Genomic DNA, 14221 nt, shown 5'->3' with positions numbered 1-14221 from the left:
CCGCACGTCGGCAACAGGCAGGGAAACTGCCCATAGCGCAAGGCGCCGGAGAACCCGGCGCCAGATCGCGATCAGGCCTGGTTGATCGGGTTTTCCGGATACCAGACGTCCAGCAGCGGGCTGATCTCGTAGTTCTGCAGCTCGTCACGGCCCTTCAGCCAGGCTTCGACGGCGGCGCGCTGCTCCTCGTTGACCGAGCCACGCTTGGCCAGGCAGACCAGACCGTAGTCTTCGCCACCCACGTAATCCAGACCATTGCCGGCAATGGCCTGGTCGAGGAACTGATCGACGAAATCGTCGAGAGTCTGGTCGCTCAGGTCGGCCTTGAAGTTCAGGGTCAGCTCGAAGCCCAGCTCCTGAAATTCATCGACACAGAGCTTCTTGCGCAGACGGCGGGAACGGTTGGTCGCCATGAAACAATCCTCAAAGGTGATAACGCGCGGCACTCTAGCAGTTTCGCCGGCCGAGCGCCCGTTTTGTGTCCCGAGCGGTCCCCGTCGAGGCCGAACACCTGCTGTCTGTCGCGAGGTTTCCAGGCGGACGGGGCCGACTGCGGACCGGCTCTTGCGGCATAATATCGGCAACTTTTCTCCGAGCCGGACTGTCGCTTGTCTGTCTCCTTCGTTACTCCCGCCTGGCTGCGGAAGGTTCTGTACATGATTCAGCGGTTTCGCCAACTGGCGCTGAGCGCCGTGCTTCTCCCCCTCGCCCTCTCCTGCCACGCCGCCGGCGCCACACTACCGAGCAAGGTGGAGCAGGCGCTCAAGGCCAACAAGATCCCCGACAATTCGCTGTCAGTGATGACCGTCCCCCTGGGCGGGCAGACCGGTGGCCTGCAGTTCAACGCCGATGTTTCGGTCAACCCGGCCTCCACCATGAAGCTGGTGACCACCTACGCGGCACTGGAACTGCTGGGCCCCAATCATCAGTGGCAGACCGAGTTCTATGCCGACGGCCCCCTGAAGGACGGCGTGCTGCACGGCAATCTCTACCTCAAGGGTGGCGGCGACCCGAAACTGAACATGGAAAAGCTCTGGCTGCTGCTGCGCGACCTGCGCATCAACGGCGTACGTCAGGTCCAGGGCGATCTGGTGCTGGATCGCAGCTTCTTCGTCGCCCCTCAGCTGCCGGCCTTCAATGACGACGGCGGCGACGCCAACAAGCCCTTCCTGGTAAACCCGGACTCGCTGCTGGTCAACCTCAAGGCGCAACGCTTCATCACCCGTGCCGAAGACGGCAAGGTGAGTATCGCCATGGACCCACCCATCGCATCGATACGCATCGACAATCAGGTGCGTCTGCTCAAGGCCGGCAAGTGCCCATCCTGGCCGGACATTCGCTACAACACGGTGGACCAGTTCGACGGCACCACACTGATCGTCAGCGGCCAGCTGGCCGAAGGCTGCAGCGCGCAGACCTATCTGTCTCTGCTGGATCACCCCAGCTACGCCGCAGGCGCGGTACGTGGCATCTGGCAGGAACTGGGCGGCAAGATTCTCGGCAAGGACCGCCAGGGCATCGTCCCGGACGATGCGCGCATGCTGGTACGCGCCTTTTCACCGGATGTGGTGGAGATCGTCCGCGACATCAACAAGTACAGCAACAACACCATGGCCCGGCAGCTGTTCCTCAGCATCGGTGCACAATTCCGTACCGAAGCCGATCAGGACGACGCCATGGCTGCGCAGCGGGTCATCCGCAACTGGCTGGCACGCAAGGGCATTACCGCACCGCATCTGGTGATGGAGAACGGCTCCGGATTGTCACGCGCCGAGCGCATCAGCGCCCGCGAGATGGCGCAGATTCTCCAGGCTGCCTGGCGCAGCCCCTATGCAGCGGAATTCCGCAGTTCCATGCCGCTGGTGGCGATGGACGGCACCATGCGCCGGCGTCTGCAACGCACACCGCTGGTGGGCGAGGCGCACATCAAGACCGGCACTCTGAACAATGTGCGTGCCATCGCCGGCTACAGCCGCGACAGCAATGGTCAGGACTGGGCCGTGGTCGCCATCCTCAACGACCCCAAACCCTGGGGCGCCGCCTCGGTCCTTGACCAGGTTCTGCTGGAAACCTACCAGCAGCCCAAGCGCTGACGATTTTTGTAGCAGTCAGCGCGCAGTGAAACGCCAGGCCCGGTGGATCTTCGGGTTGCGGGCAAAATCCGGATCCAGGGTCTGCGCGCTGATTTCTTCGACCTGGTAACGCGCCACCAGACTCTCCTCGAGCTGGAATTTGCGGAAGTTGTTGGAGAAATACAGCACACCGCCACCCGCCAGGCGAGCCATGGCCATGTCGAGCAACTCGACATGGTCGCGCTGCACATCGAACACACCCTCCATGCGCTTGGAGTTGGAGAAGGTCGGCGGATCGATGAAGATCAGATCGTACTCACCGCGATCCTCGCCCAGCCAGGCCATCACATCCCCCTGCTCCAGACGATGCTTGTCGGAAAAACCGTTGAGCGACAGGTTGCGCCGCGCCCAGTCCAGGTAGGTTTTCGACAGATCGACACTGGTGGTGCTGCGTGCTCCGCCCTTGGCCGCATGCACGGTCGCCGTTGCGGTGTAGCAGAACAGGTTGAGGAAGCGCTTGCCGGCTGCCTCGCGCTGGATGCGCAGGCGCAGCGGGCGGTGATCGAGAAACAGCCCGGTATCCAGATAGTCGGTGAGATTGACCAGCAGCTTGACCCCGCCCTCACTGACCTCCATGAACTGCCCCTGGGCAGCCTGACGCTGATACTGCTTGGTGCCGGTCTGGCGCTCACGACGCTTGATCGCCACACGATTCTGCGCCACCCCCAGCGCCTGCGGGATTGCCGCCAGCGCGTCGAGCAGACGCGCCTGAGCCTTGTCCGGATCGACCGAACGCGGCGCGGCGTATTCCTGCACATGCACCCAGTCGCCATAGAGGTCGACCGCCAGGGCGTACTCCGGCATGTCGGCATCGTACAGACGGTAACACTCGATGCCTTCGCGGCGCGCCCACTTGCCCAGTTGCTTGAGGTTCTTCTGCAAACGGTTGGCGAACATCTGCCCGCCTTCGGACAGACGCGCCTGCTGCGGTGCTTCGGCCAGGGGCTCGGCGGCTGCCTTGGTGCGTCGCTCACCGGTGACGAACTGTTCGGTCTGCACCTTGATCAGCAACAGCTTGCACGGCAGTGCACCGTTCCAGAAGGAGTACTGCTTGTGGCTGCGCAGGCCCATGCGCTTGCCCAGCTCCGGTGCGCCGGTGAACACCGCCGCTTCCCAACCCAGGCAGGCCTGACGCAGACGCTCACCAAGGTTCTGATAGAGGTACAGCAGACTGGCTTCGTCGCCCAGGCGTTCGCCATAGGGCGGGTTGCTGATCACCAGGCCTTTCTGATTCTGGTCCGGACGCGGCTCGAAACTGCCCAGCTCACCCTGGTAGATCTTCACCCAATCCGAGAGGCCTGCGCGCTCGACGTTGTTGCGCCCCGGCTGGATCAGACGCGGGTCGGCTTCATAACCACGAATCCACAGCGGCGGCTTGGCCAGCCCCACCGCAGCACGCTGCTCGGCCTCTGCATGCAGCTTCTTCCAGATGGCCGGCACATGCCCGAGCCAGTTGGAAAAACCCCAGCGTTCGCGCTTGAGATTGGGCGCGATGTCGGCAGCCATCAACGCGGCCTCGATCAGGAAGGTACCCACCCCGCACATGGGGTCGGCCAGCGCGCCGCCCTCGGCGGCGATACGCGGCCAGCCGGCGCGAATCAGCACCGCGGCGGCGAGGTTTTCCTTCAGCGGCGCAGCGCCCTGCTGCAGACGATAACCCCGCTGGTGCAGGCTGTGCCCGGAGAGGTCCAGAGACAGCACCGCCTCACCGCGATCCAAGCGCAGATGCACGCGCAAATCGGGGTTGAGCTTGTCGATGCTGGGACGCTCGCCGCCAGCCGTGCGCAGCCGGTCGACGATCGCATCCTTGACCTTGAGCGCGCCGAAATGGGTGTTGTCGATGCCGGAGCCATTGCCGCTGAACTCCACCGCCAGACTGCCAGCCGGCTCAAGATGGTCCTGCCAGTCCACCGCCTTGACGCCTTCGTACAGCTCATCGGCGTTGTTCATGGCAAAGCGCGACAGTACCAGCAGCACGCGGTTGGCCAGCCGCGACCACAGGCACAGCCGGTAGGCCACCTCGATCTCGGCCTGCCCACGGACGGCGGCGGTCTGTTCACGCGCCTCCTCCAGGCCCAGCGCCTTGGCCTCTTCCAGCAACAGGCCTTCGAGCCCTTTGGGGCAGGTCAGCACGATTTCGTAACGATCAGACATGAATGTTCCGCTGCCTATGGCAATCAGGGAGGTGCCTCGCCGCACCTCGACTCAAAATAAGTGACAAAAGGTCACAGTGCGACCCTTCGTCGGAATAAGTAAGCACTCTCATTTGCACTAGCAAAATGAAGGCATCGGCGCGCACAGCCAGCTATGGCGGCGCTTCGCTCTCAGAGGCTGGACATATTCCCAGCGCCCTTATGGCATGACCCGCATTTAGGTTACGCCCTTATGACAAATCGATCATTCACAGCCCTCGGTGCATTCGTTAGAACACTACCTAAGGCTTTCGCTGCAACGGCGAAGGCACAGAAAGTCCGCCACGCCGGCAGCGGGCTTTCGTAGGCAGAACGATTTCTGCCCGGCCCTGCTACAGGGCCAACGGGACATAACAGTCAACAGTGAGGGCAACACCCTATGAGAAGACTTAAGCGTGATCCGTTAGAAAGAGCTTTTTTGCGCGGCTATCAATACGGCATCAATGGTAAATCCCGCGAACTCTGCCCCTTTACCCTACCCTCGGTTCGTCAGGCCTGGCTCAATGGCTGGCGTGAGGGCCGCGGCGACAACTGGGATGGGCTGACCGGCACAGCCGGTATTCATCGACTCAACGAACTTCACGCTGTCGGCTGATCAGGATCACACCCGACTTCACCATGCCGACCCCCTCCGGGCGGCGGGCGCAAGCCCAAGGGCTCCTTCGGGAGCCCTATTTATTCATGCCGCTTATTTGCGCAACGCCGCAATCGCATCCACCGCCTCGCGAATCAATGCCGGCCCCTTGTAGATGAATCCCGAATAGATCTGTACCAGGCTCGCCCCTGCAGCAATCTTCTCCGCTGCGTGCTTGCCCTCGGTAATACCACCAACCGCGATGATCGGCAGACGGCCCGACAGTTCGCCAGCCAGCACCTTGACGATGTGCGTGCTCTTGTCACGCACCGGCGCACCGGAGAGACCACCAGCTTCGTCGGCGTGGGCCAGGCCCTCGACGCCTTCGCGGCTGAGGGTGGTATTGGTGGCAATCACCGCATCCATATCCGCGCCCAATAGCGCAGAAGCGACCAACGCGGTTTCCTCATCGCTCATGTCCGGGGCAATCTTGATCGCCAGCGGCACGCGCTTGCCATGTTCCTGGGTTAGGTCTTCCTGACGGCGACGCAGCGCCTCGAGCAGCTCCTTGAGCGAATCGCCGAACTGCAAGCTGCGCAGCCCTGGAGTGTTGGGCGAACTGACGTTGACCGTGACGTAGCTGGCATGGGCGTAGACCTTGTCCAGGCAGGTCAGGTAATCATCCACCGCACGCTCGACCGGCGTATCGAAGTTCTTGCCGATATTGATGCCCAGCACACCCTTGAACTTCGCGGCACGTACCCGCGCCAGCAGATGATCGACGCCGTGGTTGTTGAACCCCATACGATTGATCACCGCCTCGGCCTCGGGCAGACGGAACAGACGCGGCTTGGGATTGCCCGGCTGCGGCCGCGGCGTCACGGTACCGATCTCGACGAAACCTAAACCGAGCTGGGCGAAGCCATCGATGGCATCACCGTTCTTGTCCAGCCCCGCCGCCAGACCGACGGGATTGGCGAACTGCAGGCCCATCACGTTCACCGGCAGGCTGGCCGGCGCCTTGGTCAGCAAACCATTGAGCCCCAGCCGGCCGCCGGCACCGATCAGATCGATGGACAGCTCGTGAGAGGTTTCCGGGGACAGTTTGAACAGCAGCTCGCGGGCCAGGGAATACATGGGCAGGCTTAGCTCGACAGGTAGAGGGTTGGCAGACCGGCGATTATAGCCGCGCTGGCACCATCGGCGCGAGGCAAGCGCGCCAGATCAGTCCAAAGGGCGTAAGCTCAGCAACTCGCCGGTATTGCTGAATTCCAGCACGAAGGAACCATAGATGCCGGCGTGGGTCAGATACGGCCGCAGGTGGTGGGCCGGCAAACTGACGCGGCGCCCGTCTCGGCTTTGCGCCATAATCCGGTTGGCGTGGCCACGATAGATGGCCTGCAATCGTTCGGCCGATAACGCAATATCCAGCACCAAGCTGGGCATGGAGGCGCCCTCGCAAATGAATGCGGCTATTTTGCCACAGACCTGTACAGCCGCTGGCGCTCATGCGCTACGCAGCGCCATATGGGCAACAGTCGTGCGCGTCTGCCACACTGCAATAGACGCCTCAGGAACGATCTGTCGGCCATGAGCCTGTCCGAATCCTCAACCCTCAGCAGCCGTCTGGCAGCTCTTGCTCAGCGCATGGGCCTGCTCGGGCGTGGCTCACGGCAGATCTTTGCCAGAGCGAGCGCCTTGCGCCTGCCCTTCAAACCCCTGCCCGCCGCGGTCAAGAGCATCTGCTGGCACGAAGGCCCGCAACTGCAGCTGCTGCTCAACCTGCCTCGCGGCGCACTCTCGGGCCCGGTGCAGGAAGACAAGGCCCAGGCCCACGCAGCACTGACTCAGGTCGTGGAAGCGCAAACGCAGCACTTGCAGGCCTTCGACCTGCGCATGATCGACGGTTTCGCCTGCCCGCTTCCGGCGCCAGGCTATGCAAGCTTCGAAGACTACGCGGCCAGCGAGCACTGCAAGCAGGTTCGCATCATCAGTTACAAAGATTTCGTCAGGACCATCAGCCTCGCACTGCCGCGCTTTCTCGCTGGCGAGCCGATCGAGTTGCGTCAAGCCAACTGGCGTGGCTCGCGCACCTTCTGGTCAGGTGAGATGCAAGGCGAGTCCTTCGCCGGGGCAATTGCCTACGCCCGCAGGCGTGGGCTGGAGGTACAGCTGCCAGCCAATCTGGTCCGTTACCGCTTGAATGAGGCCGGCCTGGACGATTTGCAGAATTGCTACCACGTGCTGGCCATGCCTGAAGCGGCCTGGAGCGACCCTGCGTTCATGGGGCTGCTGCTGGACAATGCGATCCCCTATGCACGGCTGTCGTTGCTGAAGAAAGCCGGCACACCCGAGTTTCTTCTACTGCCCAAGGAACACCAGGACGCCACGGCTCTGGGCGAAGGCTTGCGTCTGGCTGGCGCACCTGACGTACCGAGTCACCTGCGCCAGCTGACCGTGCAGACAGCGGAATGATCAACTACTCGTCACAACCGCGTAACAGACGCCCGATCATATCCAGCGAATAGCCACGGTAAGCCAGAAAACGGCCCTGCTGGGCACGCTCACGGGCATCACCGGGAAGACGACCGGAATACTTGCGCTGCCAGGTTTCACGCAGTTGTTCGAACCAGTCGATACCACTCTCGCGCAACGCCTGATCGATATCGCTGCGCGCCAGCCCTCGCTGCGTCAGTTCCTCACGGATACGCTGCGGACCGTAGCCGGCGCGTGCCCGATAGGCGACAAAGCTTTCCAGATAGCGGGCCTCCGAGAGCAAGCCCTCTTCGGCCAAGCGCTGCAGCGCAGCCTCGATCATTTCCTCGGGTGCGCCGCGCTTGCGCAGCTTGCGCGTCAGTTCGACGCGCCCATGTTCACGTCGCGCCAGCAGATCCATGGCCGCTCGCCTGACGGCAAGCGGATTATCCAGTATGACGGACATGCGCTGACGGCTTAGAAGTCGACTTCTGCGTCGGCCAGATCGTCAGCAGAAGCCTTGGCCGGAGCGCTGCTGACCAACAGCTTCTGGCGGATCTGATTTTCGATCTCGCGAGCCACTTCCTGATTGTCTTCCAGGTACTTGGCGGCATTGGCCTTGCCCTGGCCGATCTTGTTGCCCTGATAGCTGTACCAGGCGCCTGATTTCTCGATCAGGCCCTGCTGCACGCCGAGGTCGATGATCTCGCCATTACGGTAGATACCCTTGCCATACAGAATCTGGAATTCGGCCTGGCGGAACGGAGGAGCGACCTTGTTCTTGACGATCTTCACGCGGGTTTCGCTACCCACCACCTCTTCGCCTTCCTTCACCGCGCCGGTACGGCGGATGTCCAGACGAACCGAGGAATAGAACTTCAGCGCGTTACCACCGGTAGTGGTTTCCGGGCTGCCGAACATCACGCCGATCTTCATACGAATCTGGTTGATGAAGATCACCAGGCAGTTGGCGTTCTTGATGTTGCCGGTAATCTTGCGCAGCGCCTGGCTCATCAGTCGGGCCTGCAGGCCGACGTGCATGTCGCCCATCTCACCTTCGATTTCCGCCTTGGGCACCAGGGCCGCCACGGAGTCGACGATGATCACGTCGATGGCATTGGAGCGCACCAGCATGTCGGTGATTTCCAAAGCCTGTTCGCCGGTGTCCGGCTGCGATACCAGGAGGTCATCGACGTTGACACCGAGCTTGCCGGCATAGTCGGGATCCAGCGCATGCTCCGCATCGACGAAGGCACAGGTGGCACCCTGCTTCTGCGCTTCGGCAATGACCGACAGGGTCAGCGTGGTCTTACCGGAAGATTCAGGGCCGTAGATCTCGACGATACGGCCTTTCGGCAAACCGCCAATACCCAGCGCGATATCCAGACCCAGCGAGCCGGTGGAAATGGCCGGAATCGCCTGACGCTCATGATCGCCCATGCGCATGACTGCGCCCTTGCCGAACTGCTTCTCGATCTGCCCCAGGGCAGCCGCCAAAGCGCGCTTCTTGTTCTCGTCCATTACCATCCTCACGTACTCTGAAGGGCCTCAGCGGCCGCCAACAACTGTATAAGTAGACAGTATTATTCCACAGGGCAAGTCGCCCGCCTACCCCAATGCGGGATTTTCCTTCTCCAACAGGCGCAGAAGCCCCGCCAGAGCGGCCTCGACCGTCTGTCGGCGCACCTCGTCACGGTTACCGGAGAACTGCTTGCGCACGCTATAGAGGCTCTCGCCATCGCCCCAGGCCAGCCAGACGGTGCCAACCGGCTTTTCCGGCGAGCCGCCATCAGGGCCTGCCACGCCACTGACCGCAACGGCGTAACGCGCCCGACTGTGCGCCTGCGCACCGCGTACCATGGCTTCGACCACTTCCCGGCTGACCGCGCCGACGCTGGCGAAAAGATCAGCGCAAACATCAAGCTGCCGGGTTTTCTGCTCATTGGAGTAGGTCACATACCCGGCCTCGAACCAGGCCGAGCTGCCCGGTATGCGCGTAATCGCCTCGGCGATACCGCCTCCCGTGCAGGATTCTGCAGTACTGACCTGGGCGGCCTGCTTTTTCAGCGCCTCGCCAAGCTGCTCGGCCAGCTGACTGATTCTGTCCATGTTCGCCTCCTTCATCGAGTGCCCAACCCTACACATCTTGCGCGGGCAGTGGAAATGGCCATGAGCGCCAGCCGCTGCAATTCAGTAGCAGGCCATATCGCCTGCCTGACGGGGTCCACGGCAAAGGCGAAGTATGGGAAGATTCCCCGTTTCGTCACACCCACCGCACGTAAGGCACGGCATGACCGATCTCTCCGCACACACCCCGATGATGCAACAGTACTGGAAGCTGAAGAACCAGCACCCGGACCAGTTGATGTTCTATCGCATGGGTGACTTCTACGAGATTTTCTACGAAGACGCGAAGAAGGCAGCCAAGCTGCTGGACATTACCCTCACCGCACGCGGGCAGTCGGCTGGCCAGTCGATCCCCATGTGCGGCATTCCCTTCCATTCGGTCGAAGGCTACCTGGCCAAGCTGGTCAAGCTGGGCGAATCGGTGGTGATCTGCGAGCAGATCGGCGACCCGGCCACCAGCAAGGGACCTGTGGAACGCCAGGTGGTACGCATCATCACCCCCGGCACCATCAGTGACGAAGCCTTGCTCGACGAGCATCGCGACAATCTGCTGGCCGCCGTACTGGGCGATGAGCGCCTGTTCGGCCTAGCCGTGCTGGACATCACCAGCGGCCGCTTCAGCGTTCAGGAAATCAAGGGCTGGGAAAATCTGCTGGCCGAACTGGAGCGCCTGAACCCAGCCGAGCTGCTGATCCCGGACGACTGGCCGCAGGGCCTGCCCGCCGAGAAGCGCAAGGGCTCACGCCGCCGTGCGCCATGGGACTTCGATCGCGACAGCGCCTTCAAGAGCCTGTGCCAGCAGTTCGGCACTCAGGATCTGAAAGGCTTCGGCTGCGAGAATCTGACCCTGGCCATCGGCGCCGCAGGCTGCCTGCTGAGCTATGCCAAGGAAACCCAGCGTACTGCCCTGCCGCACCTGCGCAGCCTGCGTCACGAGCGCCTGGACGACACCGTGATCCTCGATGGCGCCAGCCGCCGCAATCTGGAGCTGGACATCAACCTCTCCGGCGGCCGCGACAATACGCTGCAATCGGTGATGGATCGCTGCCAGACCGCCATGGCCAGCCGCCTGCTGGGGCGCTGGCTGAACCGCCCGCTGCGCGACCGCGCGGTGCTGGAGTCCCGCCAGGATGCCATCGCGTGCCTGCTCGACGGCTATCGTTTCGAGACACTGCAACCGCAGCTCAAGGAAATCGGCGACCTGGAACGCATCCTCGCCCGTATCGGCCTGCGCAACGCCCGCCCACGCGATCTGGCCCGCCTGCGTGACGCCCTCGCCGCGCTGCCCGAACTGCAGCAGGCGATGGCCTCGCTGGAAACACCGCACCTCAAGCATCTGGCCACAACCATTGCCACCTACCCGGAGCTGGCCGATCTCCTGGCCCGCGCCATCATTGACAATCCACCAGCGGTGATTCGCGACGGCGGCGTACTGAAGACCGGCTACGATGCCGAGCTGGACGAGCTGCAGGCGATGAGCGAGAACGCCGGCCAGTTCCTCATGGATCTGGAGGCGCGCGAGAAAGCCCGAACCGGCCTGGCCAACCTCAAGGTGGGCTACAACCGCGTGCATGGCTACTTCATCGAGTTGCCGACCAAACAGGCCGAATCCGCTCCGACTGATTACATCCGCCGGCAGACGCTCAAGGGCGCCGAGCGCTTCATCACTCCGGAACTGAAGGAGTTCGAGGACAAGGCACTGTCGGCCAAGAGCCGCGCTCTGGCCCGCGAGAAGATGCTCTACGACGAACTGCTCGAGAGACTGATCGGCCACCTGGCGCCGCTGCAGGACAGCGCTGCAGCCCTGGCCGAACTGGATGTACTGAGCAACCTCGCCGAACGCGCGCTGAACCTCGACCTGAACCGTCCACGCTTCGTCGATGAACCGTGCATGCGCATCGACCAGGGCCGTCACCCGGTAGTCGAGCAGGTGCTTACCACGCCCTTCGTGGCCAACGACCTGGATCTCGATGACAGTCGCCGCATGCTGATCATCACCGGGCCGAACATGGGTGGTAAATCCACCTACATGCGTCAGACCGCACTGATCGTGCTGCTGGCCCATATAGGCAGCTTCGTTCCCGCCGCAGCCTGCGAACTGTCCCTGGTCGACCGCATCTTCACCCGTATCGGTTCGAGCGACGACCTGGCCGGCGGGCGCTCGACCTTCATGGTGGAAATGAGTGAAACCGCCAACATCCTGCACAACGCCAGCGAGCGCAGCCTGGTGCTGATGGACGAAGTGGGTCGCGGCACCAGTACCTTCGACGGCCTGTCGCTGGCCTGGTCGGCGGCCGAACACCTGGCACGCCTACGCGCCTTCACCCTGTTCGCCACCCACTACTTCGAGCTGACCGTGCTGCCGGAAAGCGAGCCGGTGGTGGCCAACGTCCACCTTTCTGCCACCGAGCACAACGAACGCATCGTGTTTCTCCATCACGTTCAGCCAGGGCCTGCGAGCCAGAGCTATGGTCTGGCGGTGGCGCAACTGGCCGGCGTGCCAGGCACGGTAATCAGTCGCGCCCGCGAGCATCTGGCGCGGTTGGAAGCGACCAGCCTGCCGCACGATCTGCCGCGCCAGGAACCCGGGCAACCCCAGGTGCCGATGCAAAGTGACCTGTTCGCCAGCGTACCGCACCCATTGATAGAGCAATTGAGCAAGATCAATCCGGATGATCTGACTCCGCGTAAGGCGTTGGAGCTGTTATATACATGGAAGACGCAGATCTAACGTTCAATACAACAAACTGCTAGAATCGCGCGCAATTTTACGACCGCCCGGTTTACAGCCTGAGCCGCGGCCATAGACAGAACGCCTGGTAGCCCTTCGCAGAAAGGGTCCAGGCCGCCGCCCGAGGAGAGAATCAGACATGACCTTCGTCGTTACCGACAACTGCGTCAAATGCAAATACACCGACTGCGTGGAAGTCTGCCCGGTTGATTGCTTCTATGAAGGCCCGAATTTCCTGGTGATCCACCCGGACGAGTGCATCGACTGCGCCCTGTGCGAGCCGGAGTGCCCGGCTCAGGCAATCTTCTCCGAGGACGAAGTGCCCGAGGATATGCAGGAATATATCGAGCTGAATGCCGATCTGGCCGAAGTCTGGCCGAACATTACCGAGAAGAAGGATGCACTGCCGGACGCCGAGGAATGGGATGGCGTGAAGGACAAGCTGCAGTATCTGGAGCGCTGAGTTCGCCCCGGAACAACGAAGACCCGCCATGTGCGGGTCTTTTGCTTTCTGCAGCAAGGTCTTTCGACGCCTGCTCCGGCAGCTCGGGTTGCCCTCCAGAAACGCCGGGCAAAAAAAGGGGCGGCTCGCGCCGCCCACTTTTATTCCCTAATCCCTTTGTTTCCCAACTCATCGTCCTGATGAATCGCTTCTTGCGATGATCCTGATCATCATCCTGATGATCTGTGCATGTCCCTGAGCACGGGTGTGATATTAGCCGCTCGGAGTCACCGCACAACCTGAACAAAATCTACCCAGTTCGTTCAATAAATATTTAATTCACTTTAAAAACAGTTACTTAGATAGAACCCACAACCAAAAGCAGTTCGCTTCAGCACAAAAACTGACAGCGACTGTAAGTAAAGACGTACATGAGAGCGCATAAAAAACCCGGCCAGAGCCGGGTTTAGCTAACGAGGCGATACCTCACTGAAACAATGCGTCACTGGACAGGCCATTCTTCTCCAGAATTTCACGCAGACGCTTGAGCGCTTCGACCTGAATCTGCCGCACACGCTCGCGAGTCAGGCCGATTTCCTGACCTACCTCTTCCAGTGTGCAGCTCTCATGTCCGCGCAATCCGAAGCGACGCACGACCACTTCACGCTGCTTGTCGGTCAGGTCCGAAAGCCACTGATCGATGCTCTGCGACAGATCATCATCCTGCAACAGCTCGCAGGGGTCGGTCGGGCGGTCGTCGGTCAGGGTGTCGAGTAGCGTCTTGTCCGAATCAGGACCGAGCGAGACGTCTACCGACGACACCCTTTCGTTGAGGCCAAGCATGCGCTTGACCTCGCCTACCGGTTTTTCCAGCAGGTTGGCAATTTCTTCCGCGGAAGGTTCATGGTCCAGCTTCTGGGTCAGTTCACGAGCTGCACGCAGATAAACGTTGAGCTCCTTGACCACATGAATCGGCAAACGGATGGTTCGCGTCTGGTTCATGATCGCGCGTTCGATGGTCTGGCGGATCCACCAGGTCGCATAAGTCGAAAAACGGAAGCCCCGCTCCGGATCGAATTTCTCCACGGCGCGAATCAGGCCTAGGTTCCCCTCTTCGATCAGGTCGAGCAGAGAAAGGCCTCGATTGACGTAACGTCGGGCAATCTTGACGACCAGACGCAGGTTGCTCTCGATCATGCGCTTGCGCCCGGCAGGATCGCCCTTCTGCGCCAGACGCGCGAAGTGCACTTCCTCTTCGGGAGTGAGCAAGGGAGAGAAACCGATTTCGTTGAGATAAAGCTGAGTGGCGTCTAGCGCCCGGGTGTAGTCGATGTACTTGTGCTGCTTGGAAGGTGTGGCGCTCTTGGCCTTGGTACGAGTGACCAGTGCTTCATCATCGCCCTGAACCTCGCCGAAAACGATGCCCGGCTCCATCAGGAGCAGCTCATCGTCGACGTCAAACTCCGGCACTTCTTTTTTTATGAGAGCCATTGTTGTTGTCCTTAGCTGAGTTCGACAACAGACTCTGGCGGAACCGTCCTGGCCACA

Annotated in this window: 13 protein-coding genes; 5 read left to right on the top strand and 8 right to left on the bottom strand. The window is 61.6% G+C overall.

Annotation, left to right across the window (positions count from 1 at the left end; all coding sequences use genetic code 11):
- Positions 1-71: 71 nt before the first annotated feature.
- Entirely contained in the window at positions 72-413 is a 342-nt protein-coding gene (locus tag OEG79_RS07140; protein WP_013716381.1) for a YggL family protein, read from the bottom strand.
- Between the two features lie 243 nt (positions 414-656).
- On the opposite strand from OEG79_RS07140, the gene dacB reads away from it, so the two are divergent.
- A complete protein-coding gene (gene dacB, locus OEG79_RS07135) occupies positions 657-2093 on the top strand; it encodes a D-alanyl-D-alanine carboxypeptidase/D-alanyl-D-alanine-endopeptidase (RefSeq protein ID WP_264148087.1) in 1437 nt (478 codons plus the stop codon).
- A gap of 15 nt (positions 2094-2108) precedes the next feature.
- Here the strand turns inward: dacB and rlmKL are convergent, their stop codons facing one another.
- Positions 2109-4286 (bottom strand): bifunctional 23S rRNA (guanine(2069)-N(7))-methyltransferase RlmK/23S rRNA (guanine(2445)-N(2))-methyltransferase RlmL, encoded by a 2178-nt coding sequence (rlmKL, locus tag OEG79_RS07130; protein WP_264148086.1) that lies wholly within the window; start codon positions 4284-4286, stop codon positions 2109-2111.
- A 417-nt stretch (positions 4287-4703) separates the two neighbouring features.
- Between rlmKL and rmf the strand changes: the two genes are divergently transcribed.
- Positions 4704-4919, top strand: coding sequence for a ribosome modulation factor (gene rmf, locus OEG79_RS07125; RefSeq protein ID WP_003244273.1), 216 nt, complete (start codon positions 4704-4706; stop codon positions 4917-4919).
- Positions 4920-5012: 93 nt separating this feature from the next.
- Here rmf and OEG79_RS07120 read toward each other — a convergent pair whose 3' ends face one another.
- Both OEG79_RS07120 and OEG79_RS07115 read right to left on the bottom strand, forming a co-directional pair.
- The gene (locus OEG79_RS07120; protein ID WP_264148085.1) at positions 5013-6035 is read right to left on the bottom strand and encodes a quinone-dependent dihydroorotate dehydrogenase; all 1023 of its coding nucleotides are present in this window, start codon (positions 6033-6035) and stop codon (positions 5013-5015) included.
- Positions 6036-6122: 87 nt separating this feature from the next.
- Positions 6123-6344: a DUF2835 domain-containing protein gene (locus tag OEG79_RS07115; RefSeq protein ID WP_024308878.1), complete on the bottom strand. Its 222-nt coding sequence runs from the start codon at positions 6342-6344 to the stop codon at positions 6123-6125.
- 144 nt (positions 6345-6488) lie between these two features.
- On the opposite strand from OEG79_RS07115, the gene OEG79_RS07110 reads away from it, so the two are divergent.
- The gene (locus OEG79_RS07110; protein ID WP_264148084.1) at positions 6489-7373 is read left to right on the top strand and encodes a DUF6685 family protein; all 885 of its coding nucleotides are present in this window, start codon (positions 6489-6491) and stop codon (positions 7371-7373) included.
- A 4-nt stretch (positions 7374-7377) separates the two neighbouring features.
- On the opposite strand, the gene recX is transcribed toward OEG79_RS07110, so the two are convergent.
- From recX to OEG79_RS07095, 3 genes are all read right to left on the bottom strand, one after another.
- A complete protein-coding gene (recX, locus tag OEG79_RS07105) occupies positions 7378-7839 on the bottom strand; it encodes a recombination regulator RecX (RefSeq protein ID WP_264148083.1) in 462 nt (153 codons plus the stop codon).
- An 11-nt stretch (positions 7840-7850) separates the two neighbouring features.
- Positions 7851-8894, bottom strand: a complete 1044-nt coding sequence (gene recA, locus OEG79_RS07100) for a recombinase RecA (RefSeq protein WP_264148082.1) — start codon at positions 8892-8894, stop codon at positions 7851-7853.
- A gap of 87 nt (positions 8895-8981) precedes the next feature.
- Positions 8982-9482 carry a CinA family protein gene (locus OEG79_RS07095; protein ID WP_264148081.1) on the bottom strand — a complete coding sequence of 167 codons (501 nt, stop codon included), beginning with the start codon at positions 9480-9482 and terminating at the stop codon, positions 8982-8984.
- A gap of 181 nt (positions 9483-9663) precedes the next feature.
- Here OEG79_RS07095 and mutS point away from each other — a divergent pair, with 181 nt between their 5' ends.
- Together mutS and fdxA are read left to right on the top strand one after the other, a co-directional pair.
- The gene (gene mutS, locus OEG79_RS07090) at positions 9664-12231 is read left to right on the top strand and encodes a DNA mismatch repair protein MutS (RefSeq protein ID WP_264148080.1); all 2568 of its coding nucleotides are present in this window, start codon (positions 9664-9666) and stop codon (positions 12229-12231) included.
- Positions 12232-12370: 139 nt separating this feature from the next.
- Complete coding sequence (gene fdxA / locus OEG79_RS07085) at positions 12371-12694, top strand: ferredoxin FdxA (protein WP_264148079.1); 324 nt, start codon at positions 12371-12373, stop codon at positions 12692-12694.
- A 465-nt stretch (positions 12695-13159) separates the two neighbouring features.
- On the opposite strand, the gene rpoS is transcribed toward fdxA, so the two are convergent.
- The gene (gene rpoS, locus OEG79_RS07080; RefSeq protein WP_264148078.1) at positions 13160-14164 is read right to left on the bottom strand and encodes an RNA polymerase sigma factor RpoS; all 1005 of its coding nucleotides are present in this window, start codon (positions 14162-14164) and stop codon (positions 13160-13162) included.
- Between the last annotated feature and the right edge of the window lie 57 nt (positions 14165-14221).

It is taken from the genome of Pseudomonas sp. Z8(2022) (assembly GCF_025837155.1).
Classification (GTDB): domain Bacteria; phylum Pseudomonadota; class Gammaproteobacteria; order Pseudomonadales; family Pseudomonadaceae; genus Aquipseudomonas.
Note: the sequence above shows the minus strand (reverse complement) of the source record. Positions and strands in the feature narration are given on the sequence as shown.

Excerpts from the sequence above, each read along its gene's own strand:
- mutS (WP_264148080.1), top strand. The coding sequence starts at position 9,664 with ATGACCGATCTCTCCGCACACACCCCGATGATGCAACAGTACTGGAAG.
- recA (WP_264148082.1), bottom strand. The coding sequence starts at position 8,894 with ATGGACGAGAACAAGAAGCGCGCTTTGGCGGCTGCCCTGGGGCAGATC.
- fdxA (WP_264148079.1), top strand. The coding sequence starts at position 12,371 with ATGACCTTCGTCGTTACCGACAACTGCGTCAAATGCAAATACACCGAC.
- dacB (WP_264148087.1), top strand. The coding sequence starts at position 657 with ATGATTCAGCGGTTTCGCCAACTGGCGCTGAGCGCCGTGCTTCTCCCC.
- OEG79_RS07095 (WP_264148081.1), bottom strand. The coding sequence starts at position 9,482 with ATGGACAGAATCAGTCAGCTGGCCGAGCAGCTTGGCGAGGCGCTGAAA.
- OEG79_RS07140 (WP_013716381.1), bottom strand. The coding sequence starts at position 413 with ATGGCGACCAACCGTTCCCGCCGTCTGCGCAAGAAGCTCTGTGTCGAT.
- OEG79_RS07110 (WP_264148084.1), top strand. The coding sequence starts at position 6,489 with ATGAGCCTGTCCGAATCCTCAACCCTCAGCAGCCGTCTGGCAGCTCTT.
- OEG79_RS07120 (WP_264148085.1), bottom strand. The coding sequence starts at position 6,035 with ATGTATTCCCTGGCCCGCGAGCTGCTGTTCAAACTGTCCCCGGAAACC.
- rpoS (WP_264148078.1), bottom strand. The coding sequence starts at position 14,164 with ATGGCTCTCATAAAAAAAGAAGTGCCGGAGTTTGACGTCGACGATGAG.
- rlmKL (WP_264148086.1), bottom strand. The coding sequence starts at position 4,286 with ATGTCTGATCGTTACGAAATCGTGCTGACCTGCCCCAAAGGGCTCGAA.
- recX (WP_264148083.1), bottom strand. The coding sequence starts at position 7,839 with ATGTCCGTCATACTGGATAATCCGCTTGCCGTCAGGCGAGCGGCCATG.
- rmf (WP_003244273.1), top strand. The coding sequence starts at position 4,704 with ATGAGAAGACTTAAGCGTGATCCGTTAGAAAGAGCTTTTTTGCGCGGC.
- OEG79_RS07115 (WP_024308878.1), bottom strand. The coding sequence starts at position 6,344 with ATGCCCAGCTTGGTGCTGGATATTGCGTTATCGGCCGAACGATTGCAG.